This window comes from Mesorhizobium sp. M1A.T.Ca.IN.004.03.1.1, from assembly GCF_003997555.1.
Classification (GTDB): domain Bacteria; phylum Pseudomonadota; class Alphaproteobacteria; order Rhizobiales; family Rhizobiaceae; genus Mesorhizobium.
This window is the reverse complement of the sequence record NZ_RZTV01000001.1, coordinates 213,321-227,190: the sequence shown is the minus strand read 5'-3', so window position 1 is coordinate 227,190 and position 13,870 is coordinate 213,321. Positions and strand designations below refer to the sequence as shown.

14 protein-coding genes, 1 pseudogene and 1 riboswitch are annotated in these 13,870 nt (G+C 64.1%); of the genes and pseudogenes, 9 read left to right on the top strand and 6 right to left on the bottom strand.

The window, feature by feature from the left end; translation table 11 throughout:
• Positions 1-7: 7 nt before the first annotated feature.
• Together EOD29_RS01095 and EOD29_RS01090 are read right to left on the bottom strand one after the other, a co-directional pair.
• A complete protein-coding gene (locus EOD29_RS01095) occupies positions 8-1,198 on the bottom strand; it encodes an aminotransferase class V-fold PLP-dependent enzyme (protein WP_127245732.1) in 1,191 nt (396 codons plus the stop codon).
• A 123-nt stretch (positions 1,199-1,321) separates the two neighbouring features.
• The gene (locus EOD29_RS01090) at positions 1,322-1,945 is read right to left on the bottom strand and encodes a response regulator transcription factor (RefSeq protein ID WP_067329607.1); all 624 of its coding nucleotides are present in this window, start codon (positions 1,943-1,945) and stop codon (positions 1,322-1,324) included.
• A 385-nt stretch (positions 1,946-2,330) separates the two neighbouring features.
• On the opposite strand from EOD29_RS01090, the gene mgtE reads away from it, so the two are divergent.
• The gene (gene mgtE / locus EOD29_RS01085; RefSeq protein WP_127245731.1) at positions 2,331-3,749 is read left to right on the top strand and encodes a magnesium transporter; all 1,419 of its coding nucleotides are present in this window, start codon (positions 2,331-2,333) and stop codon (positions 3,747-3,749) included.
• 144 nt (positions 3,750-3,893) lie between these two features.
• Positions 3,894-4,280: a MerR family DNA-binding transcriptional regulator gene (locus tag EOD29_RS01080; protein WP_040969921.1), complete on the top strand. Its 387-nt coding sequence runs from the start codon at positions 3,894-3,896 to the stop codon at positions 4,278-4,280.
• A gap of 204 nt (positions 4,281-4,484) precedes the next feature.
• Here the strand turns inward: EOD29_RS01080 and EOD29_RS01075 are convergent, their stop codons facing one another.
• Both EOD29_RS01075 and EOD29_RS01070 read right to left on the bottom strand, forming a co-directional pair.
• Entirely contained in the window at positions 4,485-4,964 is a 480-nt protein-coding gene (locus EOD29_RS01075) for an isoprenylcysteine carboxylmethyltransferase family protein (RefSeq protein ID WP_067329213.1), read from the bottom strand.
• On the bottom strand, positions 4,961-5,962 hold the full coding sequence (locus EOD29_RS01070) for a DUF1624 domain-containing protein (RefSeq protein ID WP_127245730.1): 1,002 nt from the start codon (positions 5,960-5,962) through the stop codon (positions 4,961-4,963). Before EOD29_RS01070 ends, EOD29_RS01075 begins: the two co-directional genes overlap by 4 nt.
• A 226-nt stretch (positions 5,963-6,188) precedes the next feature.
• Here EOD29_RS01070 and EOD29_RS37995 point away from each other — a divergent pair.
• A pseudogene (locus tag EOD29_RS37995) lies at positions 6,189-7,387 on the top strand (MFS transporter).
• Here EOD29_RS37995 and EOD29_RS01060 read toward each other — a convergent pair.
• Positions 7,356-8,555 (bottom strand): aromatic ring-hydroxylating dioxygenase subunit alpha, encoded by a 1,200-nt coding sequence (locus tag EOD29_RS01060; protein ID WP_127215867.1) that lies wholly within the window; start codon positions 8,553-8,555, stop codon positions 7,356-7,358. The pseudogene EOD29_RS37995 and the gene EOD29_RS01060 sit on opposite strands and share 32 nt — an antisense overlap.
• A 141-nt stretch (positions 8,556-8,696) precedes the next feature.
• Here EOD29_RS01060 and EOD29_RS01055 point away from each other — a divergent pair, with 141 nt between their 5' ends.
• The 5 genes from EOD29_RS01055 (at position 8,697) to cobO (ending at position 11,826) form a co-directional block, all read left to right on the top strand.
• Positions 8,697-9,383, top strand: a complete 687-nt coding sequence (locus EOD29_RS01055; RefSeq protein WP_095780833.1) for a gamma-glutamylcyclotransferase — start codon at positions 8,697-8,699, stop codon at positions 9,381-9,383.
• A 70-nt stretch (positions 9,384-9,453) separates the two neighbouring features.
• Positions 9,454-9,652: riboswitch (cobalamin riboswitch) on the top strand.
• Positions 9,653-9,688: 36 nt separating this feature from the next.
• A complete protein-coding gene (locus tag EOD29_RS01050; protein WP_067329221.1) occupies positions 9,689-9,868 on the top strand; it encodes a CbtB domain-containing protein in 180 nt (59 codons plus the stop codon).
• A gap of 15 nt (positions 9,869-9,883) precedes the next feature.
• Entirely contained in the window at positions 9,884-10,681 is a 798-nt protein-coding gene (locus tag EOD29_RS01045) for a CbtA family protein (protein ID WP_067329223.1), read from the top strand.
• Positions 10,674-11,195, top strand: coding sequence for a bifunctional adenosylcobinamide kinase/adenosylcobinamide-phosphate guanylyltransferase (gene cobU / locus EOD29_RS01040; RefSeq protein WP_095801969.1), 522 nt, complete (start codon positions 10,674-10,676; stop codon positions 11,193-11,195). Before EOD29_RS01045 ends, cobU begins: the two co-directional genes overlap by 8 nt.
• A 1-nt stretch (position 11,196) precedes the next feature.
• Entirely contained in the window at positions 11,197-11,826 is a 630-nt protein-coding gene (gene cobO, locus EOD29_RS01035; protein ID WP_095825696.1) for a cob(I)yrinic acid a,c-diamide adenosyltransferase, read from the top strand.
• Positions 11,827-11,832: 6 nt separating this feature from the next.
• Here cobO and cbiB read toward each other — a convergent pair whose 3' ends face one another.
• Positions 11,833-12,822 (bottom strand): adenosylcobinamide-phosphate synthase CbiB, encoded by a 990-nt coding sequence (gene cbiB, locus EOD29_RS01030; protein WP_095801967.1) that lies wholly within the window; start codon positions 12,820-12,822, stop codon positions 11,833-11,835.
• Between cbiB and cobD the strand changes: the two genes are divergently transcribed.
• Positions 12,821-13,870 (top strand): threonine-phosphate decarboxylase CobD, encoded by a 1,050-nt coding sequence (gene cobD, locus EOD29_RS01025; protein WP_095829299.1) that lies wholly within the window; start codon positions 12,821-12,823, stop codon positions 13,868-13,870. The two genes, cbiB and cobD, sit on opposite strands and share 2 nt — an antisense overlap.

Here is a 13,870-nt window from a genome sequence, read left to right as displayed (position 1 = left end):
CCGTTCCTCACGCCGCCTCGGCGACCGGCATTGCGGCCGTGCGCCGGAAATGCTCGATCGCAGCCGCCACGCCCGAGCCCGGCGCCAGGCGCACGCCGCAATCAAGCAGCGCCATTTCGGCCGCCGACAGCGAGGCGCAGACCATCACCTCGTTCAGCCAGCCGAGATGGCCGATGCGGAAGACCTTGCCGAAGACCTTGTTGAGGCCGCCGCCGAGCGATGTCTGATAGGTGCGGTAGGCACGCTTGACCACGTCGCCGCCGTCGATGCCTTCCGGCACCAGGATCGCGCTCACCGTATCGGAGTGCCATTGCGGCGCCTTGGCGCACAGCTTCAACCCCCAAGCGTCGACCGCCTTGCGCACGCCTTCGGCCAGGCGATGGTGGCGCGCGAAGATGTTGTCCAGCCCTTCCTCGGCGATCAGGTCGAGCGAGGCGCGCAGGCCGCGCAGCAGCTGCGTGGCGGGTGTGTAGGGGAAATAGCCGGCGTCGTTGGCGCGGATCATGTCATCGAAGGAGAAGTAGCAGCGCCGGTGGGTCGCGACTCGCGACGCCGCCAGCGCCTTCTTGCTGACCGACAGGAAGCCGAGGCCGGCGGGAAGCATGAAACCTTTCTGTGAGCCGCTTACCGCGCAGTCGACGCGCCATTCCTCCTGACGGAAGTCGATCGAGCCGATCGACGAGACCCCGTCGACGAAGAGGAGCGCTGGGTGGTTCACCGCATCGAGCACCGCTCGGCAGCCGGCGACGTCGCTGGTAACGCCGGTCGCGGTCTCGTTTTGAGTGCAGAAGACCGCCTTGATCTGGTGCGACTTGTCCGCCCGCAGCCTTTCGGCGTAGAGGTCGAGCGGGACGCCGGTTCCCCATTCACAATCGATGACGTCGACGTCGAAGCCGAGGCGCTCGGCCATGTCGACCCACAGATGCGAGAACTGGCCGAAGCGCGACATAAGCACCCGGTCGCCCGGGTTGAGCACGTTGGTCATCGCCGCCTCCCAGGCGCCGGTGCCGGACGACGGATAGATGAAGACGCGGCCGGTCTCGTTCTTGAAAACCTTCTTGATGTCCTCGAACAGCGGGAGCGTGAGATTGGGGAAGGAGGCGGCGCGCATGTCTTCCATCGGCAGGTTCATCGCCTGCCGGACCTCTTCAGGAATGTTGGTGGGTCCAGGGATGAAAAGATGGGTAAACCCGGCCATGCGCAAACTCCTCCTGCGTTTTTTGGGATGCTGGAGGATGTTTCATGTCGATGGCGCCGAGCGACAACACCTTGCCGGGTAAGTTGTCGCCACGCGTGGGTAGGTCGAGCCTACCCGATCCGCCTACCCGAAAGGCGATTTGGAGCCGCGTCGCTTCTCGTTGGCATAGAGCGCGACAGCCATGGCGCGGTTGCGCACGTCAAGCTTGTCGTAAAGATTTTTGAGATGGTACTTCACCGTGTTCTCGGAGATCCCGGTGCGGGTCGCGATCTGGAGATTGGTCCAGCCATCGGAAAGCACCGCAAGCAATTCGCGCTCGCGCACGGTGAGTTGCGACAGCGGCGTATCGTTGACCTTGTTGATGTCGATGTAAGGGATGCAGATCCGCCCATGCGCGACCGCCAGGATCGTCTCGAATATGATCGAGGGATCGTCGAACTGAAAGCAATAGCCCTGGGCGCCGAGCCGCACGCACTGCTTCAGGATGCCGATGTCATGATCATTGGAAAAGACCGTGATGCGCAGGTCGAGCTTGCGGTTCTGGATTTCCGCCAGGACATCGGCGCCATCCATGTCGGCGAGCTTCCAGCCGATGACGGCGACGTCGAACCTGGTGTTCGCCGCCAATTCCAGGAATTGCTTGCCGCTCGGCACGGAGCTCAACAGCTCGAAACGCCCGTCGCATTCCAGCATCTCGCGAAGCGCAGACACGACAAGCGGATTGCGCTCGGCGACGATAACACGCACGCGCTGCTCGCCAACTGCTTCGTTCGTTTTCCGGGACTTGAGGTTCAAGGCCTGCCGATTGTCCTGTCGATCTTGCCGATCCACCTGGACCTGCATCATGGCAATTCTGCCCCAACAGCAAAAGGGCGCTCTTTCCGCAGCGACATGCGCTGTCGCGGCGGCTGAACCCGCAAATGCGGCGCGACCCGCCTTTACCGGGAGGCGTCGCGGGGACATTTCTCTGAGTATTCCGCGCGCTACGGCTATATTTTCTCAGGACGAATCGTGTCTCGACCCTATCTGCCGCATAAGCATCGGATTTCCCGAAATGCGGTTTCCACTTTTCGGGCTCATGCTCTAGACCTGATTCACACCCTTTCCGGATTGCTGTTGGCGGGAGGCGCTGGTGGAAGGCCAGGACAGAGAGACGACCGGCGCCAGGACCGTCGAGGAAGGCGGCGCCGACATCTATGGCGAGGACGGCGCCGTCCGTTCTGCCTTCCTTGCGCAGATCGGCGCGGCCATCGCCGATCGCGACACGCTCATCTTAAAACGCGAAGTCGACGACCTGCATCAGTCGGAACTCGGCGATCTGCTGGAAGCACTCCATCCCGAGCAGCGCCGCGCACTGGTCGAATTGCTTGGCTCGGATTTCGACTTTTCGGCGCTGACCGAGGTCGACGAGGCGATCCGGCTCGACATCGTCGACAATTTGCCCAACGAACAGATCGCGCAGGCGGTGCAGGAACTCGATTCCGACGACGCCGTCTACATCCTGGAAGACCTCGACCAGGAGGACCAGGACGAGATCCTGTCGCAACTGCCGTTCACCGAGCGCATCCGGCTGCGGCGCGCGCTCGACTATCCGGAAGAGACGGCCGGCCGGCGCATGCAGACCGAGTTCGTCGCCGTGCCGCCGTTTTGGACCATCGGCCAGACGATCGACTACATGCGCGAGGACAAGAACCTTCCCGATCGCTTCAGCCAGATCTTCGTCATCGACCCGAGCTTCAAACTGCTCGGTGCCATCGATCTCGACCAGATCCTGCGCACCAAGCGCGCGGTGAAGGTCGAGGAGGTGATGCATGAGACGCGCCATGCCATCCCCGCCACCATGGACCAGGAAGAGGCGGCGTGGGAATTCGAGCAGTACGACCTGCTCTCGGCCGCCGTGGTCGACGAGAACGAGCGTCTGGTCGGCGTGCTCACCATCGACGACGTGGTCGACGTCATCCAGCAGGAGGCAGAGGAGGACCTTCTGCGCATGGGCGGCGTCGGTGACGAAGAGCTATCCGACACCGTGCTTGCGACCTCGCGATCGCGTGTGCCGTGGCTGCTCGTCAATCTGGTCACGGCGTTTCTCGCGGCCTCGGTGATTGGCCTGTTCGACCAGACCATCGAGCATATCGTGGCGCTCGCTGTCCTGATGCCGATCGTTGCCGGCATGGGCGGCAATGCCGGCTCGCAGACGATGACCGTCACGGTGCGGGCGCTGGCGACCAGGGATCTGGACATCTACAACGCCGCCCGGATCATCCGCCGTGAGGTGGGAGTGGGCTTCATCAACGGCATCGTCTTTGCGGTGCTGATCGGCATGGTTGCTGGACTGTGGTTCCACGACCCCAACCTGGGCGGCATTATCGCGGCGGCGATGATCATCAACATGTTCGCGGCGGCCCTGGCAGGCATTCTCATCCCGCTGCTGCTCGACCGCTTCAAGATCGACCCGGCGGTAGCCTCCGCCGTCTTCGTCACGACCGTCACCGACTGCGTCGGCTTCTTTGCATTCCTCGCATTGGCCACGTGGTGGTTTGGCGTTCCCTGAGACAGTGCTATAATTGACTTTTACGTAAATGCCGTGCGACGTTGCCCTGGGGTCAGATGCCGATTCCGGCACAGACGGGGTTGATTGGAGAAAGGGCGACGCTTCTGCGTGGCGATGCCTGGACGTTTGGGCGTGGGAGCGAGAATGCGGGAATATTACACGATCACAGAGCTGACGCGCGAATTCGACGTGTCCACCCGGACGTTGCGGTTCTATGAGGACGAGGGGCTGGTGCAGCCGATCCGGCGCGGGCGCACGCGGCTGTTTCGCCCGTCCGACCGGCATCTGATCCGCCAGATCATGCGCGGCAAGCGGCTCGGCTTCTCGATCGCCGAAATCCGCGAAATCATCCAGATGTACAAGGAACCGCCCGGCGAGGTCGGCCAGCTCAAGCTGATGATCAAGCGCATCGAGGAAAAGCGCGAGGACCTACGCCAGAAACGGCGCGACCTCGAGGAGACGCTTGCCGAGCTCGACCAGGCCGAGGAGTCCTGCGTGGAGCGGTTGGCGGAGCTGGGCGTGAACACGTAGCCCGCTGACAGCCAAAGAATTCAGCTAGGCTAACCGTCGCAGACGTTCGAGATTGGCCGGAGCTTTCGAACTTCGTCATCCCACGGCGGAGCAGCCGCGAAGCGGCGTCGCGGCTTGCTTCGCCCTAGGATGTCACGGATGCTTCTGCTAATCGCCGAGGTGCGGCCCTGCTCGCACCCAGCAACCTTCATTGTCGATACAGCCTCAGATCCAGCGCCGGACCCGCTTGGCGTAATCGCGGTATTTCTTGCCGAACTTTGCCGCCAGTATCTTTTCCTCCTTCTCGATCGCCATTTTCTGCGTCGCGAAGGCAGCGAGGAAGGCAAACAGCAGGAACCATACGATACCGGTGATGAAGGAGACGCCGATCAACAGCAGCGTATTGGCGAGATACATTGGGTTGCGGGTGATGCCGAAGGGCCCCGATGTCACCAGATGGTCGGGCTCGGCATTGGGATTGAGCGTCGTCCTGGCGCGCACCATCGCGCGGATCGCGGTAACCCAGAGCGCTGCCACGCCAAAGAGCGCTACCCAGCCGGCGCCGACGAGGATAGCGCCGAATATGTCCCCGATCCAGGGCAGCGGGTAGAGCATGCCGAGCACGACGCTCAGTGCGATCGCCACGACATAGATCACAGGTGGCCAGGGGATGATCCCGTGTCCGGGCTTTGCGATGCCTGTCATTGCTGCCCTCCTTCCATCTCGTCCTCGGTCGCGGCGGTACAAGTGCTCGCCAGATCGGCCAGATGCGATTTCCAGGCGCTGGACTGGTCGTTGCTGTAGAGCTTGTCGAGAGACCCTTCGCCCTTCAGCGTGTCCAGCATGCAGCCACAATAGCTGGAACAGAACTTGCTGTCCCGTTGCTGTTCGCACTGCGCCTGGCAAGCCGACAGGAAACCAGCGTCCTTGTCTTGTGGCGCGGCCGGCATGGCCTGCGAGAACAGCCACACCGCGCCGAACAGAAGCGGCTGGTGGATGAGATAGAAGGCGAGGCTGTGCCGGCCGATAAAAGTCAGCGGGGTCGACCAGCGGCCGGGCATCCAGGTCGCCAGCCGGGCGAGAAGCCCGGATGCCGAAGCGAGCTTGACGACCGCGATGCCGGCAAGCACTGCGCCGAACCATGGAAACAGCGGCACATAGTCGTTCGAGCGCGGGTTGGTCGGCGACAGTCCGACCCACCACAGCGCCGGATGGTCGAAGACTTCCGACCGCAGATAATAGGGCGCCGCAATCACGGCCGCGGCGACGATCGCCGTCAGCAATGTCGGCAGCCTGAGAAAAGCCAGGCCGAGCAGGCTTGCCAGCGCGATCTCGTGCAGGATGCCGAAGAAGATGAAGCCGTCCGGCGTGGCGATATAGGTGACGACCGAGATGGCGATCGCCGCAATCGCAACCATTGCAAAGCGCTTCCAGAAGGCAGGCCAGCGGATATGGCGGCCATGTGCGAGGAAAAGGCTGACACCGACCAGGAACAGAAAAGTCGAGGCGATGCAGCGGGCGTAGAGCTTCCACCAACCAAAGGCGGTGAGGCCCGGCGAGGTGTAGCCGAAGTTTTCGAGATCCCAGGTGAAATGATAGCTCGCCATCGCGATCAGCGCGATGCCGCGCAGGACGTCGATGGCGACGATGCGGCCGTGTTTCGGCGCGTCTTGAACGGCGACGCCGGTCGTCTGAAGGGTCATTGATCTCGCAATCCGATTCAGTCGTGCCAAACGACTATCACGGTTCGGGCGAACAACAGAGGGTGGATCGGCTGCTGCCATTCAGGCGGCATGGCAAGCCGCTTTAGGCCAGCGGCGGAAAGCCTCTGGCCGGCTTCGCTTTTCGGCCTCTCGGAGTCGGTTTCCTGCTACCGGTCCGCGACTGGTCCGGCCAGATTTGGCGAGCGATTCACTTTTCGGAGGGCCGATGTCCACCCATGTGCGCCATCCGATCTGGCTTCCGGCTCTCAGGCCCGCCGATGCGCGCACCTTCGCTTCGCTCTATGCGGTCGAATCCTTTGCTCGCGCCACCATCTCCAGCGTCATCCCGATCCAGGCCTACGAAATCCTGCACAACGAGCAGATCGTCTCGATCCTCTACACCATCGTGTCGCTGCTCGGGCTGTCGGTGACGCTGTTCATGCCGATGCTGATCCGCCGCTTCGCGCGGCGCTGGGTCTACACGGCCGGCTGCCTGATGCTGGCGATCGGCTCGGTGTTCTTCGTCACCCACACGCTGCCGGGACAACTCGCCGGGATGCTGTGCCGTGTCATGGGGGCGAGCGCGCTGTCCATCACGCTTAACCTCTACATCATGGACCATATCCGCAAGACCGACTTCATGCAGGCGGAATCGCTGCGCATGGCTTGGTCGATGTTCGCCTGGACCGGCGGGCCGACGCTCGGCATTTTCCTCTATACGCGCTTCGGGATTTATGCCGCAAACGGCGCGGTCGTGGCTTTCGCGCTGGCGCTGCTGGCGTTGTTCTGGACCTATCGGCTGGGCGACAACCCTTCGATCCGTCCCGGCAAGAGCCGTCCGATCAACCCGCTCGCCAATATCGGCCGCTTCGTCGCGCAGCCGCGGTTGCGCCTCGCGTGGCTGATCGCCTTCGGGCGCTCGTGTTCTGGACGACCTTCTTCGTCTATGGCCCGCTGTTCATGGTGATCACGGGCGAGGGCAAGCTTGCCGGCGGGCTGCTGGTTTCGGCCGGCAATGCGCTTCTGTTCATGGCGATCTTCTGGGGCAGGGCGGGAAAGCGCTTCGGCGGCCGTCGGACCATGGCTTTCGCCTATTTCGCCATGGCGGCGATGCTCTTCGTGGCCGGCGGCGTCGGCGCCGCCGCGCCGCTGCTCACCGCCGCCTTCCTGCTCGGCGGCGCCTTGTTCACCATTGCGCTCGACGCGCTGGGCTCGACAGCCTTCATGCGCTCAGTGCGTTCCTATGAACGAGCGCAGATGGCGGCTGTCTACCGAACCTATCTCGATTTCTCCGAGCTGACGCCGCCGCTGGTCTATTCGGTGGTGCTCTCCTTCTTCGGTCTCGGCTCGGTGTTCGTCACGCTCGGCCTGTTGGCCGCCTTCTGTGGCTTCTTCACCTGGCGCTATCTGCCGAAGTCGTTTTGACCGGCTGCAACGCGGCATGGCGCCCACGCACCCACTCGTGGAAGCGGCGCAAATCGTACTCCTCGGGCATCAGCACGCCGGCCTGGTGGCGGATCGAGTGCATGCCCTTCTGGTTGATCTCGCAGATCGCGGCGTCCTCCTCCAGCACCTGCGCGCCGAAGGCGACGATGTTGTCGATATCGGTTTGTGCCAGGGCATCGGGCGCGAACAGCCATTCGGCGGTGAGTTCCGTCTGCTCCGGCCCGAGCGGGGCGAGACGCACCGTGCGGACATAGTCGACATGGCCGACGACGAACATCGAGGGCAGCGAGGTAGCGTAGGTCTGGCCGGCGGCTCGCTCGGCCGGCGTCAGCCCGGCAAAGACCGGCCCATGGACGCGTCCGTCGCGCGACCAGGTCTCGGCGCCGGCGCGTAGGCCGCCGGAAAACTCCGGCGCATCATTATCCGCATAGCGCGCCCATTCCGGATCGTCATGCCTCGCCATCAGGCCGCGCCCATAGATCGGCACCAGCCGCGACAGGTCCTTGTGCACGCCCGGGCAATGCAGGCATTCGTTGAAGTTCTCCCAGAAGATTTTCCAGTTGCAGTTCATCACCTTGGTGAGCCGGTGCCCGGGGACGAGCGTCTCCAGCGGCCAGTTCGAAAGATCGCGGGAGGCGGAGTCGAAGGAGGCTTCCCCCGAGCCATCGGGATCCTCTGCGAGATTGATGAAGACGAAGCCGCGCCACACTGACAGCGCCACCCGGTAGAGCGGATAATTTTCCTTGTCGAAGCCTTCGGGCAGCGATTTCGATGGGACACGGACGAGATCGCCGCGCAGCGAATAGGACCAGGCGTGGTAGGGGCAGGTGAGCAGCCTTGCCTTCAGCCGCCCTTCGCTTTCCAGGCAGAGCTGCGAGCCGCGATGCCGGCAGGTGTTGTGGAAGGCGCGCAAGCTCCCGGCCTCGTCGCGCAGCACGACGACCTCCTGCGAGCCGATACGCGCGGTTCGAAAGGCAAGAGGTTCCGCGAGATCGGCTTCGCGGCAAACCATGAGCCAGCTCCGATACCAGATCGCTTCGAGATCGAGCCGGTAAGCGTCGGCTTCCCGATAGGCGCTTGCAGGCAACGTCGGCTCGAGGCTGGTGAGGCCATTGTAGCGGCTGTGTTCGCTAGGATTTGGCTGCATGAGCGGCTCCCCTTGGCTGATGACAGCCGACACCCGGGCAGGACCGTTGTCAATTGCGCGGCCATTGTCGCTTCCGGGTGCTGCCCTTAAGGTCACTTCGTAATCGCCTGCGGTTTCGCCGGCTGCCCAGGATTGCAAAGTATGCCTGCAAGAACGATGTCGCTGACCGTGGAACTGGTCGCCCGCTGTTTTCGCGCGGTCGATGACCCGGGGCCCGACCCGGATGCCGAGCATCTCGTGGACAGCGACTATGAAGCCATGCTGGATGCATTCGAGGCCGAGCTACCTGCAACCGAGCCTCTCTGGCTGTTCGGCTACGGCTCGCTGATCTGGAAACCGGAAATCGAGCATTTTGAGGAGCGCGTCGCCGTGGCTCGCGGCTGGCATCGCTCCTTCTGCATGAAGATGACGCGCTGGCGCGGCACCAAGCAAAGCCCCGGCCTGATGATGGCGCTGGATCGTGGCGGCCAATGCAAGGGCGTTGCTTTCCGCCTGAACGGTGGTGACCGCCGGCAGGCGCTGGACAGGCTTTTTCGCCGCGAGATGACGCTGAAGCCGACCAGCTACCGGCCGCGCCTGCTGCAACTCGCAACCGACAAGGGGCCGTTGAGAGCGCTTGCCTTCGTCATCAATCGCAAAGGCACGACCTATGCCGGCCCACTCAACGAAGACGAGGTGGTCGAACGGCTGGCGACCTCGTGCGGCCACTGGGGTTCAGGCGCCGACTATCTCTACAACACGGTGAAGAACCTCGAACAGCGCGGTATTCACGACCGCCATTTGTGGCGATTGCAGCAGCTCGTCGCCGAGCGGATCGCCGGATCTTAGTCCGAAACCGGTGCCGCAATCACGCTGCGGCGTGACGGAATTTGGTTTGCCGGTCGCGACGATTCTGCCTATAGTCGCTGGCGTCGTCGGTTCCGTTTTTGGAGCCAAGAGGGAATGCGGTGAGGGTGGAGTCTTTGCCCTAAGCCGTGGCTGCCCCCGCAACTGTGTGCGGTAGTCCTCTCCATAGACCACTGAGGTTTGTCCTCGGGAAGGTGGGGAAGGGTGCGAATCCGCGAGCCAGGAGACCTGCCGGCGACAGGAAAGTTGACTTCGATGCCCTCGGGTGGAGGGCGAAAGGACAAGACATGAATACCGCTTCCGTCGCCCTCGGCGCCTCCGTCTCCTCGCAGTCGCGCATCATGCAGCTGGCTCTCGCCGCGCTGCTCGGCATTTTCGTCGTCGGTTTCGTCGGCTTCTCGCACATCGATGCGATCCACAACGCTGCCCACGACTATCGTCACTCGATGGCTTTTCCCTGCCACTGACGAAGGCCCGATATCATGAATCTGTTTCGCAACGTCGTGTTCGTCGCGGCGATCGCAGGGCTCGTGGCGGGCATCGCGCTTGCCTGCATGCAGGCCTATGCGACCGTGCCGCTGATCCTCAAAGCGGAAGTCTATGAAAAGGCGGGCGGCGGTCATCACCACGACCATGCCGCCAACACTGGAACTGGCACTGCCATGAGCTCGGCCGAACCGGCGGGCAATGCGATGAGCAGCGCCGCTCCTGCGTCGACGGAAGCGGCGGCTCCGACCGAGGACGAGGGCTGGGCTCCGGCCGACGGCTTCGAGCGCTTCGCCTTCAACGTTGTCGCAAACATCGTCACCGGCATCGGCTTCGCGCTGATCCTGGTCGCGGTCTCGGAATTCGCCGGTGGCATCGGCAGCTGGCGCCAGGGCGTGTTCTGGGGCCTTGCCGGCTTTGCGGTTTTCACGCTCGCGCCCGGCCTCGGCCTGCCGCCGGAACTGCCGGCCATGCCGGCGGCGGAACTTCTGCCGCGCCAGATCTGGTGGATTTCGACGGTGGCCGCAACCGCGGTCGGCCTTGGATTGATCGCCTTTCGCAAGTCGCTGCCCTTGGCAATTCTGGCGGTCGTGCTGATCGTCGCTCCGCACGTAGTCGGCGCGCCGCAGCCCGTCAGCTTCGAGACGGCGATTCCCGAGGGGCTGCACCATCAGTTCGTGGTGGCGGTGACCCTCACCGATCTGGTCTTCTGGCTGGTGCTCGGTGCGGCCGTCGGTGTGGTGCGCGGCCGCTTCACCGGTACGTCGACCAGCCTGCGCGACAGCTTTGCCTGATCGCGCGGAGGGCCATCTGACCTTCATCATCGGCGGTGCGCGCTCCGGCAAGAGCGCGCATGCCGAGTGCCTGGTGGCGGCAAGCCCGTCGCCTTGGGCCTATATCGCCACCGCGCAGGCCTATGACGAGGAGATGCGCGAGCGCATCGCGCTGCATCGCTCGCGCCGCGGCAAAGGCTGGGTCACCGTCGATGCGCCGCTCGACCTGGTCGGCGCGATCGACGCCTTGCCCGATCACCAGCCGGTGCTTATCGATTGCCTGACATTGTGGCTGAGCAATCATATGCTGGCGGACCACGATATCGAGGCCGAGTGCCGGCGGCTCTCGGATGTGCTTTCGCAGCCGCGCGGACCGTGGTTTGTGGTGTCTAACGAAGTCGGGCTCGGCATCGTGCCGGACAATGCGCTGGCGCGCCGGTTCCGCGACGCCGCCGGGCGGCTCAACCAGCAGGTCGCGGCTGTCGCCGACAGCGTGCTGATGATGGTGGCGGGGCTGCCGCTCAAGGCGAAGTGACATGGGCGAGATCAAAGACACGATCATCGACTACAAGGATGCCGAACGCCATCGAGCCAAGATGGCCAAGCGCAAGGCGGTGCAGGATGCCGAGGTGGCCGGCAAGACGATCGAGAAGGGACTGCTGATCGTCAATACGGGGCCGGGCAAGGGCAAGACCACGGCTGCGTTCGGCCTGGCGCTGAGGATGCTTGGCTACGGCAAGCGCGTCGGCGTCGTCCAGTTCATCAAGGGCAAATGGCACACGGGCGAGAAGGATGCCTTCGCCGCCTTCGGCGATCGCGTCGTCTGGCACGCGATGGGCGAGGGCTTCACCTGGGAGACGCAGGACCTGAAGCGCGACATAGCCGCCGCCGAGGCTGCCTGGGCGAAGGCGCTCGAGCTGATTGCCGACCCTTCGATCAGCCTCGTCGTCCTCGACGAGCTCAACATCGCTCTGCGCTACGATTATCTCGAGCTGGAAAAGGTGGTCGCGGCGCTGAAGGCGCGCCGCGAGGGCCTGCATGTCGTCGTCACCGGCCGCAACGCCAAGCCGCTGCTGGTCGAGGCGGCCGATCTCGTCACCGAGATGGGGCTGACCAAGCACCATTTCGCGGCCGGCGTGAAGGCGCAGCAGGGGATCGAGTTCTGAGGCGCCTTAGCCGCCGATCAAAATGGTCAGATAGATCACCGTCGCCGACAAAATCGCGAACAGGCCGATCAGCAGCCCGTCGGCGACGCGATAGAGTTCCAGCGCCTGCCTTATGTCGGTGCTTTCGGCCTCGCGCCTGCCGCCTTCGCCCATGAAGGCATCCTCGACGACCTCGCCGCCATAACTGCGCGGTCCGGCCAGGGCGAGCCCCAGCGCGCCGGCCATGGCGGCTTCCGGCCAGCCGGCATTGGGCGAACGGTGCTTCTTCGCGTCACGCCGCATGACCTGCCAGGCGTTGCGGGGGTCGGCGCCCTTGACGATGAAGGCCGCCAGCACAATCAGCAGGCCGGTGAGCCGCGATGCCGGCAGGTTGACCAGGTCGTCGAAGCGAGCGGCCGCCCGGCCGAAGGCCTCGTATTTCGGCGTGCGGTGGCCGATCATGGAATCGGCGGTGTTGGCGGCCTTGTAGGCAGCACCCCCGGCCAAACCACCGACACCGGTCCATATGGCAGGCGCGACGACGCCATCGGAGAAATTCTCTGCCAGGCTTTCGATCGCGGCTCGGGCAACGCCCGCCCTGTCGAGCTTGTCCGGATCGCGGCCGACGATGCGCGAAACGGCGATGCGGCCGAGCGTGAGGCCGCCGGTCTCCAGCGCATCGGCGACATCCTCGACATGCTCGGCGAGGCTCTTCTGCGACAGAAGCGAGGAGCTGAGAATGGCCGCGATGACCAGGCCGGACGGAAAGATCAGCCAGAGCAGGACATGCAGCGCCAGGCCTATGGCCGCCGGCACCAGCAGGACGACCAGAAGCGCCTGGAGGCCGCGGCGGCGACGCAATTCGTCGGAATCGGTGGCGCGGTTGAGCCTGCGATCGAGAAAGGATATCAGCCTGCCGATCCAGGTTACCGGATGCCCGATGGCGTTAAACAGCCAGTCCGGGTAGCCAAGGGCACGTTCGATGGCGAGTGACAGGAAAGCGATCAGTATCGACATGAAGCTTCTAAGCGGAGCGGTTGCAGCGGTTGATCACGGCGGCAGCCTTGGCCGGGCAAGCGCGCTCTTTCCTCATGCGCCACAGCCTTTCCTTGACCTCTCGACAGGTATCAATCCGCACTCCTATCCGCTTTTCGATCTGCCCGCCACCGCCCTGTCACGATTGCCCGAGCCAGGACGACTGCGCGAATTGGCCGAAATTGCGGCCAAGGCGTATGGCGCGCGGTCGGCGGCGCATGTCGTGGCCGCGCCCGGCACGCAGATCCTGTTGCCGCGGGTCGCTTCGCTGGTGAGGCCCGGCAAGGCACTGGTGCTGGGTCCAACCTATGCCGAGCACGCCAGGGCGGCCGCGATTGCAGGCCATGCGATTGTGGAGGTGGGCGACTTCGACGCCTTGGCGGACGCTGACCTTGCCGTGCTGGTCAACCCGAACAATCCGGATGGGCGAGTGATCGAAAGGCACCGCCTGGTCGGCCTTGCTGCGCGGCTTCGCGCGAAGGGCGGCCTGCTGGTGGTCGACGAAGCCTTCATGGATGTCGGCCCGGTCCAACACAGCCTTGCCGGCGATGTGGGCCAGGGTGGTATGGTGGTGCTGCGCTCCTTCGGCAAATTCTTCGGCCTTGCCGGCGTCAGGCTTGGTTTCGCGCTGGCCGACCAACTGACAGCCGAGCGGCTGGAGGCGCAGCTTGGGCCATGGGCTGTCGCCGGTCCTGCACTTGAATACGGAATCCGCGCATTGGCGGATGCCGGGTGGCAGGATGACATGCGACAGGGCCTGGCAGCCGATGCCAAGCGCCTCGACGCGCTGCTCAGCCGATTCGGTATCGCGGTCGCCGGCGGCACCAGTTTGTTCCGCTATTTGTCGTTCTCCGATGCTGCCTCCCTGTTCTCCGCTCTTGGCGAACGCGGTATCTTGGTCCGCCATTTTGCCGATCGTCCGCACGCCTTGCGCGTCGGTCTGCCCGGCAGCGAAGAGGAGTGGCAGCGGCTCGAGAGCGCGCTTGCAGCGTGGGCCTCGCGGCGCGACTATGCGCCGAAGGAGTGCTGA